The organism is Actinoplanes oblitus (assembly GCF_030252345.1).
In the GTDB taxonomy this organism is placed as follows: Bacteria; Actinomycetota; Actinomycetes; order Mycobacteriales; family Micromonosporaceae; genus Actinoplanes; species Actinoplanes oblitus.
On the sequence record NZ_CP126980.1, the window covers coordinates 1564642 to 1581153 of the forward strand.

Here is a 16512-nt window from a genome sequence, read left to right on the forward strand (position 1 = left end):
GATCCCGCCGGTGACTGTCACGTCGCTGGTCGACCCGCTTCGTTCGTACGCCGAATGGGGTTGATCGTGAATCTTGAAGTTCTTCTGCACGACCGGCTGGCGCCCGCGCTCGAAGCGGTGGCGGGCCGGAGCGTCGATCCGGCGGTGCGGTCCTCGCCGCACGCCGACTTCCAGTCAGGTGCGCCGCTCGCGCTGGCCCGGGAGCTGGGCCGGGCGCCCCGGGAGATCGCCGCCGAGGTGGCCGGAAAGGCCGATCTGGCCGGACTCGCCGCGATCGAGGTCTCCGGCCCAGGTTTCCTCAACCTGACCGTTGCCGACAGTCTGCTCACCGAGGCGCTGCGGGCCACCGCCGCGGACGCCCGGCTCGGCGTGCCCGCCGTGGCGGTGCCGGAGCGGATCGTCGTCGACTACTCCGGGCCCAACGTGGCCAAGGAGATGCACGTCGGCCACCTGCGGTCGACGATCATCGGGGACGCCCTGGCCCGGACGCTGGACTGGCTGGGGCACGACGTGATCCGGGTGAACCATCTGGGCGACTGGGGCACGCCCTTTGGGATGCTGGTCGAGCACCTGGTCGACAGGGGTGGCGCGGCCGATCACTCGATCCGGGACCTGACCGCTTTCTATCAGGATGCCCGGGTCAAGTTCGACTCCGACGAGGACTTCCGGACCCGGGCCCGGGCGCGGGTGGTGGCGCTGCAGTCCGGCGATCCGCTCTCCCGGGAGCTGTGGCGACAGCTGGTCGCCCAGTCCGAGGTCTACTTCCTGGACGTCTACGCGCGGCTCGGCGTGACGCTCGGCCCGGACGACTTCGCCGGCGAGAGCCGGTACCAGGACGACCTGCCGGTGCTGCTGGCCGAACTGCGGGAGAAGGGGCTGCTGGCGGAGAGCGACGGCGCGCTGTGCGCGTTCCCGGCCGGCTTCACCGGGCGGGACGGTGAGCCGCTGCCGCTGATCGTGCGGAAGGCCGACGGCGGGTTCGGCTATGCGGCGACCGACCTGGCCGCGATCCGGCACCGGGTCGGGCTGGGCGCCGACCGGCTGCTCTACGTGGTCGGCGCCCCGCAGCGGACGCACTTCGCGATGGTCTTCGCGGTGGCCCGGGCGGCCGGCTGGCTGCCGGACGGGGTGGTCGCCGAGCACCTCGGGTTCGGCTCGATCCTGGGCGCCGACGGCAAGATGCTGAAGAGCCGGGCCGGCGACACGGTCAAGCTGGCCGCGCTGCTCGACGAGGCTGAGTCGGTCCGCGGCGGAAAACAAAATGACAATCGTGGGGGAAGCCGCGCCTCGGCCCCCGCCGTCGGCATCGGCGCGATCAAGTACGCCGATCTCTCCGGGGACCGGCGGGGCGACTACGTCTTCGACTGGGACCGGATGCTGGCCATCACCGGGAACACCGGTCCCTATCTGCAGATGGCGCATGCCAGGGTCCGGGCGATCTTCCGGAAGGCGGGCAGCGCGCCCGGCGGGATCACCGTGACCGAGCCGGCCGAGCGTCACCTGGCGCTGACCCTGCTCGGCTTCGAGACGGCGGTGACCGCGACCGCCACCCTCGCCGAACCGCACCGGCTCGCCGGTTACCTGTACGAGCTGGCCGCCGCCTTCTCCGGCTTCTACGAGAGGTGCCCGGTGCTGCGGGCCGCGCCGGAGGTGCGGGCGAGCCGGCTGGGGCTGGCCGACCTGACCGCGCGCACGCTGCACACCGGCATGTCCCTGCTCGGTATCGAGGCGCCGGACGAGATTTGAGCAAACTTGACGGTCACGCAACCCTTCGTTGATCGACCGATGGCCTGATCCCCCGTTAGGGTGCTGTGTTCGCGGCATCCACGAGATGCCCGCACGGAAAAGAGATGCGAGAGGTTCGCAATGACGCTTCCCAACGGCGTATCGCGGCGCAGCGTGCTGGCCGCCTCGGCGGCCGCCGCCGCGGCACCGCTCGCCTTCCCCGGCGCGGCCGAGGCCCATGGCAAGGGCGGCCCGAAGACTCCGGAAACGTTCCACCTGACGGTGCTCGGCACTTCGGACACCCACGGCAACGTGTACAACTGGGACTACTACAAGGACGCCGAGTACGACGACTCCGCGCACAACGACGTCGGCGTCGCCAAGCTGGCCGCCCTGGTCAACAAGCTGCGCGCCGAGGCGACCGGCGCCACGCTGGTGCTCGACGCGGGTGACACGATCCAGGGCACCCCGCTGGCGACGTACTACGCCAAGCAGGAGCCGATCACCACGACCGGCGAGAAGCACCCGATGGCCAAGGCCATGAACGTGCTGCACTACGACGCGGTGACGCTGGGCAACCACGAGTTCAACTACGGCCTGCCGCTGCTGAACCTGTGGATCCGGCAGCTCGGCTTCCCAGCCCTGGCGGCGAACGCGGTGAGTGCCAAGACCGGCCGGCCGGCCTTCACGCCGTACGTGATCAAGAAGGTCTCGCTCGGCAAGCACGCGCCCACCCTGCGTGTCGGCATCCTGGGCCTGACCAACCCGGGCGTGGCGATCTGGGACAAGGACAACGTCGAGGGCAAGCTGAAGTTCCTCGGCATGGTGGAGACCGCCGCCAAGTGGGTGCCGATCATGCGGGCCCGCGGCGCGGACGTCGTCATCCTGTCCGCGCACGGCGGCGACAGCGGCACCTCCAGCTACGGCCCCGAGCTGCCGAACGAGAACCCGGTCCAGCTGATCGCCCAGCAGGTGCCGGGGATCGACGCGATCCTGTTCGGGCACGCGCACCAGGAGATCGCGCAGCGGTTCGTCACCAACACCGCGACCGGGCAGCAGGTGCTGACCTCGGAGCCGTCGAAGTGGGGCCAGCGCCTCACCAAGATGGACTTCGAGCTGGTCCGCGAGCACGGCCGGTGGAGGGTCACCAGCAAGGCGGCGGCCACGCTGAACACCAACACGGTCGAGGCCGACCCGAAGGTGCTCGCCGTGGTGAAGAGCCAGCACGACAAGACCGTGGCGTACGTCAACCAGGTCGTCGCCACGTCGACCGAGGAACTCTCCGCCGCCACCTCGCGGTACCAGGACACCCCGATCCTGGACTACATCAACAAGGTGCAGACCGACGAGGTGACCAGGGCGCTGGCCGGCACGTCGTACGCGAGCCTGCCGGTCCTCTCGATCGCCGCGCCGTTCAGCCGGACCGCGGTGTTCCCGAAGGGCGACGTCAAGATCAAGGACGTCGCGGGGCTCTACATCTACGACAACACCCTGGAAGCTGTCGTGCTGACCGGCGCCGAGGTGCGGGCGTACCTGGAGTACTCGGCGAAGTTCTTCAAGACCCTCGCGGTGGGCGCCCCGGTCGACGTCGCGAACATCAGCGACAGCGCGATCCCGGACTACAACTACGACATCCTCTCCGGGGTCGACTACGACATCGACATCAGCAAGCCGATCGGCAGCCGGATCACCAAGCTGCAGGTCGGCGGGGTGGACGTGGCCGCCGACGCGCAGTTCGTGGTCGCGGTGAACAACTACCGCCGGTCCGGCGGTGGCGCGTTCCCGGGCATCGTGAAGACCCAGGTCTACAACGAGCAGAAGGAGATCCGCCAGCTCCTGATCGACTGGGCGCAGGCCAAGGGCCACATCGACCCGGCCGACTTCTACGTCAGGAACTGGCAGCTCGTCCGGGAGGGCGTGCCGGTCACCTTCTGACCGGCAGTCACCGCTTCGGCGTCTCCCAGTTGCCGCGCAGGTCCGCCATGATGCTCATCGTGGCGGACCTGCCGTCGGCCAGCTGGAACGTGCAGTCGTAGGCACGCAGGCCGTCGGCGCCACGGTCACCGGCCGGCACACAGCCGCCGGACTTGACGGTGGTGCCGACCGCCGCCTCCACCCGGCCGTCGCCGAGCACCTTGCGCTGCACGGCCTCGGTCGCCTGGGACTCGACGTGGTGCCGGTACAGCGGCAGGGCCACGTCGGACACCAGCGCCGACCAGAACGCCGCGCCGCCGGCCAGGGTGAGCAGGAAGGCCACGTAGTAGGGGAGGCGGGTCCGGCCGTACGCCTTCGCCTTGCCGGCCCGGCGCATCGCCGGGATCACGCCCAGCACGCTGAGGAAGAACGTCCAGGCCACCACCGGCCGCCAGGACGGGGCATCGGGCCGGGCCGCGCCCAGCACCTCGTGCGGGAAGCGGACCAGCAGCTGGCCGTGCTTGTTGCCGGGCGAGCCGTACGGCGGGACCGTGCCGCCGAAGGGCAGTGCCCCCAGCTCGGCGGTCTCCGCCTCGGACGCGCCCGATGCCGGCCCGGCGGCCCATGGAGCCGCGGTTTCCGGGTGGCCGTTGGCGGCCCACGGAGCCGCGGTTTCCGGGTGACCGTTGGCGGCCCATGGAGCCGCCGTTTCCGGCTGGCCGGCGCCGGCCCACGGAGCCGCCGTTTCCGGCTGGCCGTGCACGGCCCACGGCGGCGCCACGGAGTACGCGCCCGGCTCATACGGAGTCTGGTGAGTCTCGACGGTCGTCATGGTGGCGGCCCTTCCCGGTAGCGGCTCGGGTGCTTTTCCGTGCCACCCGAGTTCATCGGCCGGGCCGCGACCCAGTTGAGGATTAGTTTTCCCGGGTTGCGATTCCGGTGCCGTCCAGCGGCACCTGCATCTCGGTGAGCCACTCGTCGAAGCAGCCCGGCGGGCAGTGCAGGTAGACCTCGCGGGCGTAGCCGGGCGGCACCGGCCGGAACCCGTTGTCCTCGATCCAGGCGGCGATCCGCCCGCCGGTGCGGAACGCCTCCGCCATCGGCCCCTCGTGCACCGCCGTGGCCGCCTCGATCGGCGGCAGCACCACCACGTCGAACCCGGCCCCGGTGACCTCCGCGTCGCCGATCGGGAACGCCGCGTGCACGGTGATCGTCTCGTCCTCCGGCCCGGTCGGCGCCGGCCGGTAATAGGCCAGCGGGGAGCCGGTCGTCGTGACACCCGCCTGCTCCATCAGCTCCATCAGGCGCGGGTAGAGCGGCGACAGGTTCTCGGTGATCGACGCGGGGTGGTCGTACCCCAGGGCGGTGGCGGACAGCTCCGCCACCCGCACCGCCGGAACCCGCTTCAGGATGATGTCTCCGGTGTTCATGTGACCCTCCGACTCGATCATCCGGAGACGTGCGTCGACCAGGGCCAGACGGGCGCTGTCCCGTTCCACCTGGGCGGTCAGCTCGGCCCGGCGCAGCCGCAGCATCCCGCGCAGCTCACCGAGATCGACCTTCTCCTCCAGCATCACCCGCACCTGCTGCAGGCTGAAGCCGAGATCCCGGAGAGCCAGGATCCGGTTGAGCCGCAGCAGCTGCTCCGCGGTGTAGTAGCGGTAGCCGCTGTGCGGGTCGACGTGGGCGGGACGAAGCAGGCCGATGGCGTCGTAGTGGCGCAGCATGCGCACCGACACCCGGCCCAGGCCGGCGAAGTCTCCGATACTCAACATGGTCGCTCCACCGTCCCGCCTGACACGGGGAGAGAGTCAAGAACCGGTGCCGGCTCCGGTTCCGGAGCCGGTCCCACCCCCCGGTGCCCGGGTCGTCCGGGCCGGTCGAGGTCGGCGCGGTCGTCGGACTCTTCGTCGGCTCGGTCGTCGGGTCGTCGGTCGGCTCGGTCGTCGGGTCCTCGGTCGGGGTGGTGGTCGGGGACTCGCTGGGGGTCGCCGAGGGGGCGGAGACGGACACCGAGGGCTTCGACGTCGGGTTCTTCGTCCGCCGGGTGGTGGTGGTCCGGTGCGTGGTGGTCTCCACCTCCGGCACCTCGCTCTCCGACTCCACCGGATCGGTGGTCTGCTCCACCGTGCTCGTGGTGGCCGACGATCCGCCGGTCGGGCTCGCGTCGGCGGGCGTCCGGTCGCCGCTCATCGCCCAGGCCACGCCGAGGCCCCCGGCCAGCACGAACAGCGCGATCACGGCGATCATCAGGCTGCGCTGGGCGCGCGGCGCCACCGGCACCACGTTGGGCGCCGGCATCGGCGGCGGGGCCGGCGACATCCGCGGCCGCTGGACCGGGTGGGTGGGCATGGCGGGGCTGATCGGCGCGGTGGCCGGCGCGGGACTGGTCGGGCGGATCAGCGCGGTGCCGGTCAGCCGTTTCCAGTCCTGCGGGGCGCCGACCGCCGCGTACGCCGCCTCGGCGAACTCGGCGGCGCTGGCGAACCGGTCGGCCGGCTGCTTGGCCATCGCCCGGGCGATCAGCTCGCGCACCTCGACCGGCACGTGCTCGGGCAGCGGGTCCGGCTCGTCCTCCAGGTGACGCAGCGCCACCTGCAGCGCGTTGTCGCCGTCGAACGGCGGCCGCCCGGCGATGCAGTGGTAGGCCACCGCGCCCAGCGCGTAGACGTCGGTGCCGGGCGTCAGGTTGCCCTTGGCGACCTGCTCCGGGGCCATGTAGAGCGCGGTGCCGACGATCGAGTTGACGCCGGTCATGCTGGTCATCGCGTTGGACCGGGCGACGCCGAAGTCGATCAGGATGACCGCGCCGGACGGTTTCACGATCAGGTTGCCGGGTTTGATGTCGCGGTGCACGATGCCCACCTCGTGCGCGGCGTGCAGCGCCTCGGCGGCCTGGGCCACGATCGACAGCGTCTCGCTGACCGGGATCGGGCCCTGCTTGACCCGGTTCGACAGCGGCTCGCCCTCGACGAACGCCATCACCAGGTAGGCGACCGTCTCGGGGCCGCCGGAGTCGCCCGCCTCGGCGTAGTCGTAGACCTCCACCACGCCCGGGTGCCGGAACGCGGCCATCATCCGGGCCTCGCCGTAGAACCGGGCGGCGAACTCCGGGTCGTCCAGCATCGCGGTGCGCAGCACCTTCACCGCGACGACCCGGCCGAGCACCACGTCGGTGCCACGCCACACGTCGCCCATGCCGCCGGTCGCGATCCGTTCGTCCAACCGGTAGCGGTTGTCCAGGAGATGTCCCGCACTGAGCACCAGGTGGACCTTTTTCTGATCGGGCGGCCCGGGCCGCATGGCGAAGTGGTGACCGACTTCCGAGCATTCTTTGATCGAACGCGGTGCCGCTCAACTGTACAGAGCCGCGCCGATCAACGGGAGATCAGCGGCGGCACCCGTCGACCCGCTCCGGAATCCGCGATGAGCTGGGCCAGGCGCCGTTCCCGGGTGTCCGCCCGCTTGGCGCCGAGCACCCAGTGGGTGGCGGATCTCCGGTACGCCGGGGACTGCCCGGCGAACCACGTCCAGGCGCCCTGATCGGCCTGGAAGCGGGCGAGTTGAGCGTCGTCGAGGGTGACCGGCGCGGCCTGCTCGTAGGAGTACTCGCCGACCCGGGCCGGGCGCCGCTCGTCGAAGGCGCGCCGCCCGGCCGGCCGCAGCAGCCCCCGCTCGGCCAGCTCGGCCATTTTGGTGACGTTCACCTCGCTCCACACGCTGCCCTTGCGGCGTGGCGTGAAGCGCACCCGGTAGCGCCGGTCGTCGATGCGCCTGACGACGCTGTCGATCCAGCCGAAGCAGAGCGCCTGCTCGATCGCCTCGGGATGGGAGACGCCGGTCTCACCGGCGCCCTTCTTCCAGTAGCCGACGAACAGCTCGGTCGCACTCTCGTGGTTCTCCTCGAACCAGGCGCGCAGGGCGGCGGCGTCGGGGAAGAACGTGGCGGCGGTGCTGGGCTCGGCCATCGCACCAGGGTATGGCGACCGCGCACGGTCGCCACACCCCCGCGGTTCAGCTCGTCCGACCGGTCATTTCTGGTCGTACGTCGGGGTCACCACCACCGCCGTCTCGGCCAGTTCGAGCTGCTCGTTCTCGGCCTGCCGCTCGATCGCGGCGCGCGCGGTGGACGCGGCGGCCCAGCCGGCTGCCAGCCCGAGCAGTCCGATCCCGGCGATCAGGCCCCACGGCCGGCCCGGCTTGCGGCCGGCCAGCGCGGCGGCGGCGGCGTTCGCCCGCACCCACGCCTCGTCGGCCGCGCCACTGGCGCGTTCTGCCAGGTAGGAACCCTTTTTGCTGGCCTTGCGAGCCAGCCGTCGGCTCTTCTTGTCGACCTTGGCCGCGGTGTCCTTGCCGGTCTCGCCGGCGCTGGCCATGGCAGCCGACAGGTGGTTCCACGCCTCGGCGGCCGTCCGTTCAGTCCGGTTCTTCCTGGTCGCGAACATCGTCGGTTACCTCCTGCGCTAGCCCTGTCATCGAAACCGTGCCCCGATGCGGGCCACGGCAAACGTCCGGTATGGACGGCATCACAGTTCGAAAACGATTTGACGGCCCGCAGTACTGTTGACCACGCCCACACGGGCCACTCAGGTGTCTAACAGGTTCGGGGCCTAACCTTTCGGTCAGTTTCACCGAACCTTCCGGGGGTAGTCCATCCGCCCTGCTCACCAGGGCGGTCGTGACGATCGCGGACAGAGGAACAACGCCCCGGATTGACCCGGGCGGGTGGAGGGAAGAGGCGTGACGCTGTCGATAACGACGTCGACGCTTGCGGACGGCGCCGTCGAGGTTTCGCCGCGAGGCGAGATCGACGTCGAGAACGCGTACGAGATCCGTGAGGCCGTGGCGGCTCAGCTGGCTGACGGCTCCCCGGTGCGCATCGAGCTCAACATGCAGCACGTGACCTTCATCGACTCGGTCGGCATCAGCGCCCTCGTGGCCGCCTTCCAGCTCGCCGGCGTGAGCGGCGTCAAGGTCGTGGTCACCCACCCCAGCCGGTTCGCCCACAAGCAGCTCTGGGTGACGGGCCTGCTCGGGCTCTTCGGCAACCCCCAGCCCCACCAGGACGACGCCGCCCTCTCCGGCGCCTGACGGCCCGGCGGGCGCGAGCGTCCCGGGAGCGCGGCCGAAACGGCGCTTGATCAGGCCGCCCAGCGGAGGGGCCGGGGCGCGCGGCCGAAACGGCACCTAGCCGGGAGGCCCAGTAGAGGGGCCCGGGGACGCGCGGCCGAACGGGACCCGACCGGGCATCCGGACAGGCCCGGGAGCGGCCGGACAGCCCCTGGCCGAGCCGCCCGGCGGAGTACCCGGAGCGGGATCCGGGTTTTCGGTGACCACCCGCGGACAGTGAAGAGGGCGGCGATCGCCCTGGACGCGCAGCGGCCAGATCGCCGCCCTCGGCCCGCGCGGGAGCATGCGATCCGCACCACAGCGGACCCGCGTATCCGAAGATCTTGAAGTTGATCTTCGTCTGGGAACTCGTGAACTTGACTCGCGCCTCGACCCTGTCCCACTCAATATGCCGTCTGGATGCGGATGGCGCCGACGTTGATGCGGATGTCGGTGTCCTCGTGCGGCGCCCGCAGCGGCGTGACCACGGCGAAGTTGTCGGCCAGCGCGGCCAGGTCGGTGCCCGGGTCGAGCTCCTCCTCGGCGGCCTGCACAGCGGTGCGGACATACCCGTCGCCCGCCTCCGCGATGCTCATCTGCACCTGGCCGAACCGGGCCAGAGCCGCCTGTTTCAGCCCACGGATCCCGTCCACGTGCAGATCCGGGACGTTCAGGTTGAAAACCGTGCCGGGCGGGGTGTGCAGCAGTGACGGCAGCAGCCGCACCGCCAGCTCGGCGCCGCTGGCCCAGTGGTGCTTCTCCTCGTCGGCCTTGTGGATGGCGTCGATCGCGGCGCCCCCGCTGGCCGCTGTCGCCTGGGCCGGGGTGAGCACGTCCAGTGAGACGGCCAGCCCGCGCAGCCCGGCGTGCGAGGCGGTCAGGGTGGCGCCCACGGTGCCCGAGTGCACCACCGCGGCGCCGGCGTTGGCCCCTCGGTTGATCCCGGAGACGACCAGGTCCGGTGGCGGGCCGAAGGCCTCCCGGAGGGCGAGCAGGACGATGTAGGCGGGGGAGGCGGCCACCCCGTACGACGGGATGTTCTTGGCACCGGCCAGTTCGTGCGGCTCGGACACGATCTTCCCGTCCTGCACCACGGCGGTCATCGAGGCGCTGCTACCGCTGGACTCGCTGAGCGGGGCGGCGACCACCACGTCGTACTCCGCGTGGGCGAGTGCCCGGGCCAGCCAGCGGATGCCCGGTGCCTCGATGCCGTCGTCGTTGGTGATCAGGATGCGCGGGTGGCGAGGGGTCATGATGCCTTCTTGATCGGGGTCAGCCGGACTCGTTCGGTGAGTACCCGGACGGCGTCGACGTGCCCGGTGCCGAGACCGTGCCGGGTGACGTTAAGGGCGCCGGCGGCCGCGCCGGTGCGGACCGCGTCGGTCATCGAGCCGCCGCGGGCCAGGGTGGCGGCCACCCCGGCGGTCATCGAGTCGCCGGCGCCGCGGTGCTCGGCGGCGGTCAGCCGGGGCAGCGAGACCGAGAAGATCTCGTCGTCGATCAGCGCCAGGGCGCCCTCGTCGGCCCGCGACACCAGGACCGCCTCGGCGCCCTCCGTGTTGATTTTCACGAGGGCGGCCATCAGCTCCCGGGTCGACCCGTCGGCGGCCAGCCCGTCCTTGATCAGCTCCTCGTGGCTGATCTTGACGACGTTGAGGCCGGCCTCCAGCACCGACTCCAGGTAGCGCCCGCACAGGTCGGCGATCACCCGGCAGCCGTTGGCGCGCAGGTCGGCGGCGAGCCGGCCGTAGACCTCCGGCTTGATCACCGAGGGGTGCGCCGGCCCGCTGAGGACGGCGATGCCGGCCCGCAGGCCCTCGGCCAGGGTGAGGTTGTAGAGCTCGTCCAGTTCGTGCCGGGAGAGCGGCACGCCGGGCCGCTCGGCGAGTTCCTGACGGCTGCCGCTGCGCCGGTCGTGCACGTACCACCCGCTGCCGTGCTCGCGGGCCACCAGCCGCATGGTCACCCCGTGCAGATCGGCCATCAGCGGGGCCAGCACCCGGCCCACCTCGCCACCGGCGGCGGTGCAGAGCGTCACCTGGGCGCCCAGCGACGTGATCATGCGGGTCTGCCAGATGCCCTGACCGCCCGGATGCACGTGCAACTCGGGTTCGTCGTGGTGTTGCTCGATGGTCACCGTCAGCTGGGGAGCCGGCGCGAAGACCATGACCCGGCCGTCACTCATGACTCGCATTCTCATCTTTTCGCGCATCCGGCGTGGCGGTTCGCAAAAAGAACAGAAGCGACGTTTTACAACTCGAAGCTCTCGGCGGTCAGATCGACGATCGCGCCGGCCAGGTCCGGCCGGGCCTGGAGCAGATCCTGCAGACGCCACCGCCACTTGCCGGCCTCCACGTCCATCGGGTACCGGTCACCGTCATCCCAGATCCCGGAGGCGATCAGGTAGTCGCGGGTGGCGATCAGCTGTTCCTGGACGTCCGGGCCGAGCCGGTCCCGCACCCGGCGGCTGAACTCGGCGAAGTTGTGCCGCGTGGCCGCCCGGACGAAGGCTCGCGCCCCGTCCCAGGCGACCCGCGGCTGGTGTTGCACATGTGTCATGCAGTGATCGTGCTCGGCCGATGTGATGATCGCCATACCCGCCGGTGTGGTTTTACGGGTGCCAGGCCGGGTCGGCGCCGACAGTGGTGAGGCGCTGGGTGGCACGCGACAGGGCGACGTAGAGGGTGCGCACGCCGGCCCGGTCGACAGCGATCTCACCCGGCTCGACCAGCACCACGGCGTCGTACTCCATGCCCTTGGCCTCCAGCGCGGTGACCACCTGGACGCGTTCCGGCAGGCCGGTGACCCAGCCGGCGACCTCGTCGCGGCGCGGCACAGGGGCGATCACACCGATCGTCCCGTCCACGTCGGCCAGCTGTTTCTCGGTCAGCTCGCGGACCGTGCCGGGCAGCGCCGCCCGGCCGGCGACCACGTCGACCGGGTCCACGCCGGTGGACCGGACGGCGCGGGGCAGCGGCAGGTCGGGCAGGATCGCCCGGATCACCCCGGCGGCGACCGCGAAGATCTCCGAGGAGTTCCGGTAGTTGGTGGTCAGCGCGTAGCTGTTGCGCTTGCGCGAGCCGAGCGCCTTCTCCCGGGCCCGGTCCAGCTCGGCCGGGTCGCCCGACCAGGCGGTCTGCGCCGGGTCGCCGACGATGGTCCAGGACGCGTACTGCCCGCGGCGGCCGATCATCCGCCACTGCATCGGCGAGACGTCCTGCGACTCGTCGACCACCACGTGCGCGTAGTCCCGGTAGTCCTCCTCGCGCTGCACCTGCTGCGCCCGCTGGGCGGCCTGCCGGTCGGCGAACGTGCTGACCTCCTGGATCCCGTCCCGCACGTGGAACGGGTTCTTGGTCTTGCGCTGCGGCTGGCGCGGGCGGCCCATCAGCTCGTCCAGCTCGTCGAGCAGCGCCACGTCGGCGATCGTCGGGCCGTGCTCGGCGAGACCGTCGAACGAGCCCTGCAGGGTCGCGATCTCCTCGCGGGACAGCACCCCGTTGGCGTACGCCCGGAGCCGTCTCGGGTCGGCCAGCCAGCGCAGCACCCGCATCGGGGTGAACCGCGGCCACCACGCCTTCAAAAAGTCCCGGAAGTCGGTCCGGTCGGCCAGCTCGGCCTCGAACTCGCGCTTCTCCGGCAGGCCCGTCACCTTCTGCTCGCGGGCCTGCGCCCAGAGCGCGTCGAAGATCCGGTCGAAGCCCTGACCGCGGACCTCGTTGCGGCGGGCGCCGCGCTGCAGCACCTTGCGCCGGATCTGGTCCAGCTCCGGCGTGCCCAGCCGGAGCAGGGCACCGCGGTAGAGCAGGCGCAGCTCGGCGGGACCGCCCGGCACCGCGTCGTGCGAGGCCCGCTCCAGCACCCGGCGCATCCGCAGCGAGCCCTTGATCGCCGCCACCTCGCCGGCGTCCACCCGGGTCGCGTCCCATCCCGGGACCAGCGAGCCGAGCGAGCGCAGCGTCGCGGTGTCCTCGCCGAGCGAGGGCAGCACTGTCGCGATGTACTCGACGAAGACGCCGGACGGGCCGACCACCAGGATGCCGCCGCCGGCGAACCGGCTGCGGTCGGAGTAGAGCAGGTAGGCGGCGCGGTGCAGGGCCACGGCGGTCTTGCCGGTGCCCGGGCCGCCGGTGACGATCGTCACGCCGGAGGCGGGGGAGCGGATCGCCTCGTCCTGCTCGCGCTGGATGGTGGCGACGATGTCCCGCATCCCGCGGCCGGTCGCCTTGGCCAGGCTGGCCAGCAGCGCGCCGTCGCCGACCACCCGCATCCCGGGCGGGGCCGACTCCGGGTCGAGCAGGTCGTCCTCGATGCCGGTGACCCGCTCCCGGCTGGACTGGATCATCCGGCGGCGCACCACGCCCAGCGGCTCGGCCGGGGTGGCCTGGTAGAAGGCCGCGGCGGCGGGCGCCCGCCAGTCGACGACCAGCGGTTTCGAGCTGTCGTCGCGGATACCCATCCGGCCCACGTAGTGGGTGGCGCCGGTTTTCAGGTCGAGGCGGCCGAAGACCAGCCCCTCGTACTCGGTGTCGAGCGCGTGCCGGCGCCGGGCCGCGTGGTAGACCATCGCGTCGCGCTCGACCAGCGCGCCGAAGGTGCCCACCCCGGCGAGCTGGTAGCCCTCCTTCTCGGCGCGGGACGCATCCTGGCGCAGCTCGGCGAGCCGGGCGTACACCCGGTCCACGTGCTGCTGTTCGACCGCGATCTCCTGTTGCAGGACGGTGGCGTCGCTCAAGTCGGTCGTTCTCCCTTTCGTGCGCACCACCAGCGCGCTCGCGCGAAGGGGGCAATCGAACTTACTCCTGCCCGGCAACGCGCGTCACAGCGGCCCGGTGTTCGCCGCGTTGTTCGAGCCTTTCAGAAACGACCGGGGGTGGGCGGATGTTCCGCTAAGCCGCCTCGGGGTAGGCCGTGCGGCGGTGTGCCCTGCGGGTGCCGCGGTTCACCCGGCGGACGATGCTCAGCAGCGCGGCGGAGACCTCCTCCGGGCGCTCCAGCGGCAGCATGTGGCCGGCGCCGGGGCAGACGGTCAGCTCGGCGCCCGGCAGCGCGGCGGCGATCGACTCGGCGCACGGCGGCGGAGTCAGCCGGTCCCGGTCGCCGACCAGCACCGCGGCCGGGATCCGGCCCACCGTGGCCAGGGTGTCCAGCCGCTGCTGGGCGCCGATGGAGCTGCGGAACCCGCCGATCGACCGCAGCGACGCCCGGCCCACGCTGCGCAGGGTCAGGCCCAGGTCGTCCTCGCCGCACCGGTCGCCGAACAGCAGCCAGCGCAGCGCCGGCGCCAGCGCGGGCAGCACCGCCCGGTGCGGGCGCCAGGCGCCGGACCGGGCGAGCAGGCCGGCACCGAGCGTCTCGCCGGCCCGCAGCACGCCGGCCACGGTGGGCGACAGGCCGTACCGGGTGTGGGTGTGCCCCTCGGCGGTGGTGGAGACCAGCAGCAGCCCGGCCACCCGGTCGGCGAACTCGGCCGGGTGGCGGTGCGCGTACTCCATGATCGTCATGCCGCCCATCGAGTGGCCGCCCAGCACCACCGGCCCGGCCGGGGCCAGCCGGCGCAGCACCTCGGCCAGGTCGTCGCCGAGCTGGTCCAGGGTGGCCGCGTGCCGCCGGGTGGCCGAGGAGCGCCCGTGCCCGCGGATGTCGTAGGTGATCACTCGCGGCTGCCGCCGGCCCAGTCCGCCGAGCGCGTCGACCTGGCGCCGCCAGGTGCGCCGGTCCAGGCACCAGCCGTGCAGCAGCACGACGGTCACCGGGGCGTCCGCCGGGCCGGAGACCTCGGCGTGCAGCCGTACACCGTCGGCGAGGGTGATCTCGGTACGCTCGAACATGGGCACCTCCGCGTTGTTCACGGCCCCGTCGTACCCACGGGTAATAATCATCACTCGCGATCACGGCGTACGCCACTCATCCGGACGTGTCGCGTGACCTGCCTCGCAATCACTTTCGCCGGCCGTCCGGGCAGCGAGAATCGACGGCATGGCAGGCATCCACACCGTCCCGGCCCTCACCCCCGCCACGGCCCTGGGTGAGCTGATCACCGGCAACAAACGATTCGTGTACGGCAAGCCGCACTACGGGCACAACGTCACCCAGGCCGCCGCGACGGCCGGCGGCCAGCAGCCCCACTCGGTGGTGCTCGGCTGCATCGACTCGCGAGTACCGCTCGAGGCGGTCTTCGACCAGCCGTTCGGCGCGATCTGCGTGGCCCGCTCCGGCGCGCACGTGCTGGACCGGTCGGTGCTCGGCTCGGTGGAGTTCGCCGTCGACGCGCTCGGCGTCTCGCTCGCCCTGGTGGTGGGGCACAAGCGGTGCGGCGCGGTGACCGCGACGGTCGGCGCGGTGCGCTCCGGCGACCGGCCGGGCGGCGACGTCGGCTATCTGGTCGACGAGATCGCCCCGGCGGTCGACGGGGTCGACCTGGACGACCCGGGCGCCGCCGAGCTGGCGATCCGGGCGCACGTGATCCGGACCGTGGAGCGACTGCGGGAGAACGAGGGCCTGGCCGCCGGGATCGCCGAGGGCCGGCTGAAGGTGGCCGGCGCGATCTACGACCTGGACAGCGGCTGGGTCGAGTTCCTCGACTGAGCCGGTCCTCGCCGACCCTTTGAGCTGATCTTCGTCAGATGCGAAAAGGCACCTCCCGGTCGGAACCGGGAGGTGCCTTTACCGCGTGTCTGCTCAGCCCTCGAAGACGCCGGCGTCGACGAGCCGCTTCTCCGTGTCGGCCCAGCCGTGCTCCGGGTTGACGGTGTGCAGCGCGCCCAGCTCGGCGCGGATCTTGGCGCCGTGGCCGGCCGCGGCCAGCGTGCGGATCTCCTCGACGAAAGCGTCCGAGGTGGTGCTGAGGTGCGTGGTCTTGCCGTTGGTCAGGTTGCGCACGTACGCGTAGCGGCCGTTGGCGAGCGGGATGAGGTACTTGTACTCACCGAGCACGCTGAGGGCGCCACCGGTGCCCTGGCCGGCGCGGACTGATGCGCGGGCGGTCTTTGAGGTGTTGCTCGCCACGGCGGTACTCCTTGAGGAAAAGCTCGAGACAGAGAAAAAAGGCCGTGGCAACTCTACACGACGCCTGGTGAACCGCACCGTCGGAGCAGGTACGAGCGTTGGACCGGATATGCCACTACGGCGGCTCCCATAGTCGATGTTGCGGATTCTCTGGCGCACCATCCGTACCAACCGGCATCATGGGACACGATCAACCGCGGTCGAGGTCGTAGGGGAAGACGCACCTCGGTCTCCGGGAGGTCACCGTGCCAACGTGTGGCGTCGTATACGTCCACTCATCTCCGCTCGCCGTGTGCCAGCACGTCGAGTGGGCCATAGCGCGCGTCCTGACCGCGCCGGTCAATCTCCAATGGACCGTGCAGCCGGTCGACCCCGGCATGCGCCGTGCCGAGTGCAGCTGGACCGGACGCGCGGGAACTGGCGCCGAGCTGGCTGCTGCCCTCCGGCAGTGGCCCATGATCCGTTTCGAGGTGACCGAGGAACCAAGTCCCGGGCTCGACGGCGAGCGGTTCATGCACGTCCCGGGCCGGGGGCTGTTCCACGGCACGATGGGCGCCTCGGGCGACATCCAGATCGGCGAGGACCGGCTGCGGGCCATCATGGCCTCGGCCCGGGCCCCCGAGGCGCTGACGCATGCCCTGGAGAAGGCGCTCGGCAGTGCCTGGGACGCCGAGCTGGAGCCGTACCGGTACGCCGGCGACGGGGCTCCGGTCACACTTCTCACCCGGGTCGGCTGACGGCGGTTTTCCCGACCTG

General features: G+C 71.6%; 15 protein-coding genes and 1 pseudogene. 5 read left to right on the forward strand and 11 right to left on the reverse strand.

Going from position 1 to position 16512, the window contains the following annotated elements; all coding sequences use genetic code 11:
• The first annotated feature begins 66 nt into the window (after positions 1 to 66).
• A complete protein-coding gene (gene argS, locus Actob_RS07310; protein ID WP_284919299.1) occupies positions 67 to 1746 on the forward strand; it encodes an arginine--tRNA ligase in 1680 nt (559 codons plus the stop codon).
• Positions 1747 to 1866: 120 nt separating this feature from the next.
• Entirely contained in the window at positions 1867 to 3660 is a 1794-nt protein-coding gene (locus Actob_RS07315; RefSeq protein ID WP_284919300.1) for a bifunctional metallophosphatase/5'-nucleotidase, read from the forward strand.
• A gap of 7 nt (positions 3661 to 3667) precedes the next feature.
• Here Actob_RS07315 and Actob_RS07320 read toward each other — a convergent pair whose 3' ends face one another.
• From Actob_RS07320 to Actob_RS07345, 5 genes and pseudogenes are all read right to left on the reverse strand, one after another.
• Positions 3668 to 4471: a hypothetical protein gene (locus Actob_RS07320; RefSeq protein WP_284919301.1), complete on the reverse strand. Its 804-nt coding sequence runs from the start codon at positions 4469 to 4471 to the stop codon at positions 3668 to 3670.
• Positions 4472 to 4553: 82 nt separating this feature from the next.
• A complete protein-coding gene (locus Actob_RS07325) occupies positions 4554 to 5414 on the reverse strand; it encodes a MerR family transcriptional regulator (protein ID WP_407653573.1) in 861 nt (286 codons plus the stop codon).
• Between the two features lie 766 nt (positions 5415 to 6180).
• Positions 6181 to 6942 (reverse strand): annotated as a pseudogene (locus tag Actob_RS43870) (serine/threonine-protein kinase); the annotation flags it as partial.
• A gap of 74 nt (positions 6943 to 7016) precedes the next feature.
• Entirely contained in the window at positions 7017 to 7607 is a 591-nt protein-coding gene (locus Actob_RS07340) for a YdeI/OmpD-associated family protein (protein ID WP_284919302.1), read from the reverse strand.
• A 63-nt stretch (positions 7608 to 7670) separates the two neighbouring features.
• The gene (locus Actob_RS07345; RefSeq protein WP_284919303.1) at positions 7671 to 8084 is read right to left on the reverse strand and encodes a hypothetical protein; all 414 of its coding nucleotides are present in this window, start codon (positions 8082 to 8084) and stop codon (positions 7671 to 7673) included.
• Positions 8085 to 8379: 295 nt separating this feature from the next.
• On the opposite strand from Actob_RS07345, the gene Actob_RS07350 reads away from it, so the two are divergent.
• Positions 8380 to 8730, forward strand: a complete 351-nt coding sequence (locus Actob_RS07350) for an STAS domain-containing protein (RefSeq protein ID WP_284919304.1) — start codon at positions 8380 to 8382, stop codon at positions 8728 to 8730.
• Positions 8731 to 9152: 422 nt separating this feature from the next.
• On the opposite strand, the gene surE is transcribed toward Actob_RS07350, so the two are convergent.
• The 5 genes from surE to Actob_RS07375 form a co-directional block, all read right to left on the reverse strand.
• A complete protein-coding gene (surE, locus tag Actob_RS07355; protein WP_284919305.1) occupies positions 9153 to 10001 on the reverse strand; it encodes a 5'/3'-nucleotidase SurE in 849 nt (282 codons plus the stop codon).
• Complete coding sequence (locus Actob_RS07360) at positions 9998 to 10942, reverse strand: PfkB family carbohydrate kinase (protein WP_284919306.1); 945 nt, start codon at positions 10940 to 10942, stop codon at positions 9998 to 10000. Before Actob_RS07360 ends, surE begins: the two co-directional genes overlap by 4 nt.
• Before the next feature lie 56 nt (positions 10943 to 10998).
• Complete coding sequence (locus Actob_RS07365; protein WP_284919307.1) at positions 10999 to 11307, reverse strand: hypothetical protein; 309 nt, start codon at positions 11305 to 11307, stop codon at positions 10999 to 11001.
• 52 nt (positions 11308 to 11359) lie between these two features.
• Positions 11360 to 13483 (reverse strand): HelD family protein, encoded by a 2124-nt coding sequence (locus Actob_RS07370; RefSeq protein WP_284919308.1) that lies wholly within the window; start codon positions 13481 to 13483, stop codon positions 11360 to 11362.
• A 154-nt stretch (positions 13484 to 13637) separates the two neighbouring features.
• Positions 13638 to 14579 carry an alpha/beta fold hydrolase gene (locus tag Actob_RS07375; protein ID WP_284919309.1) on the reverse strand — a complete coding sequence of 314 codons (942 nt, stop codon included), beginning with the start codon at positions 14577 to 14579 and terminating at the stop codon, positions 13638 to 13640.
• A gap of 148 nt (positions 14580 to 14727) precedes the next feature.
• On the opposite strand from Actob_RS07375, the gene Actob_RS07380 reads away from it, so the two are divergent.
• Positions 14728 to 15336, forward strand: a complete 609-nt coding sequence (locus Actob_RS07380) for a carbonic anhydrase (protein ID WP_284919310.1) — start codon at positions 14728 to 14730, stop codon at positions 15334 to 15336.
• Between the two features lie 93 nt (positions 15337 to 15429).
• On the opposite strand, the gene Actob_RS07385 is transcribed toward Actob_RS07380, so the two are convergent.
• Entirely contained in the window at positions 15430 to 15756 is a 327-nt protein-coding gene (locus Actob_RS07385) for a hypothetical protein (RefSeq protein WP_284919311.1), read from the reverse strand.
• Between the two features lie 245 nt (positions 15757 to 16001).
• Here Actob_RS07385 and Actob_RS07390 point away from each other — a divergent pair, with 245 nt between their 5' ends.
• The gene (locus tag Actob_RS07390; protein WP_284919312.1) at positions 16002 to 16493 is read left to right on the forward strand and encodes a DUF3145 domain-containing protein; all 492 of its coding nucleotides are present in this window, start codon (positions 16002 to 16004) and stop codon (positions 16491 to 16493) included.
• Positions 16494 to 16512 lie beyond the last annotated feature (19 nt).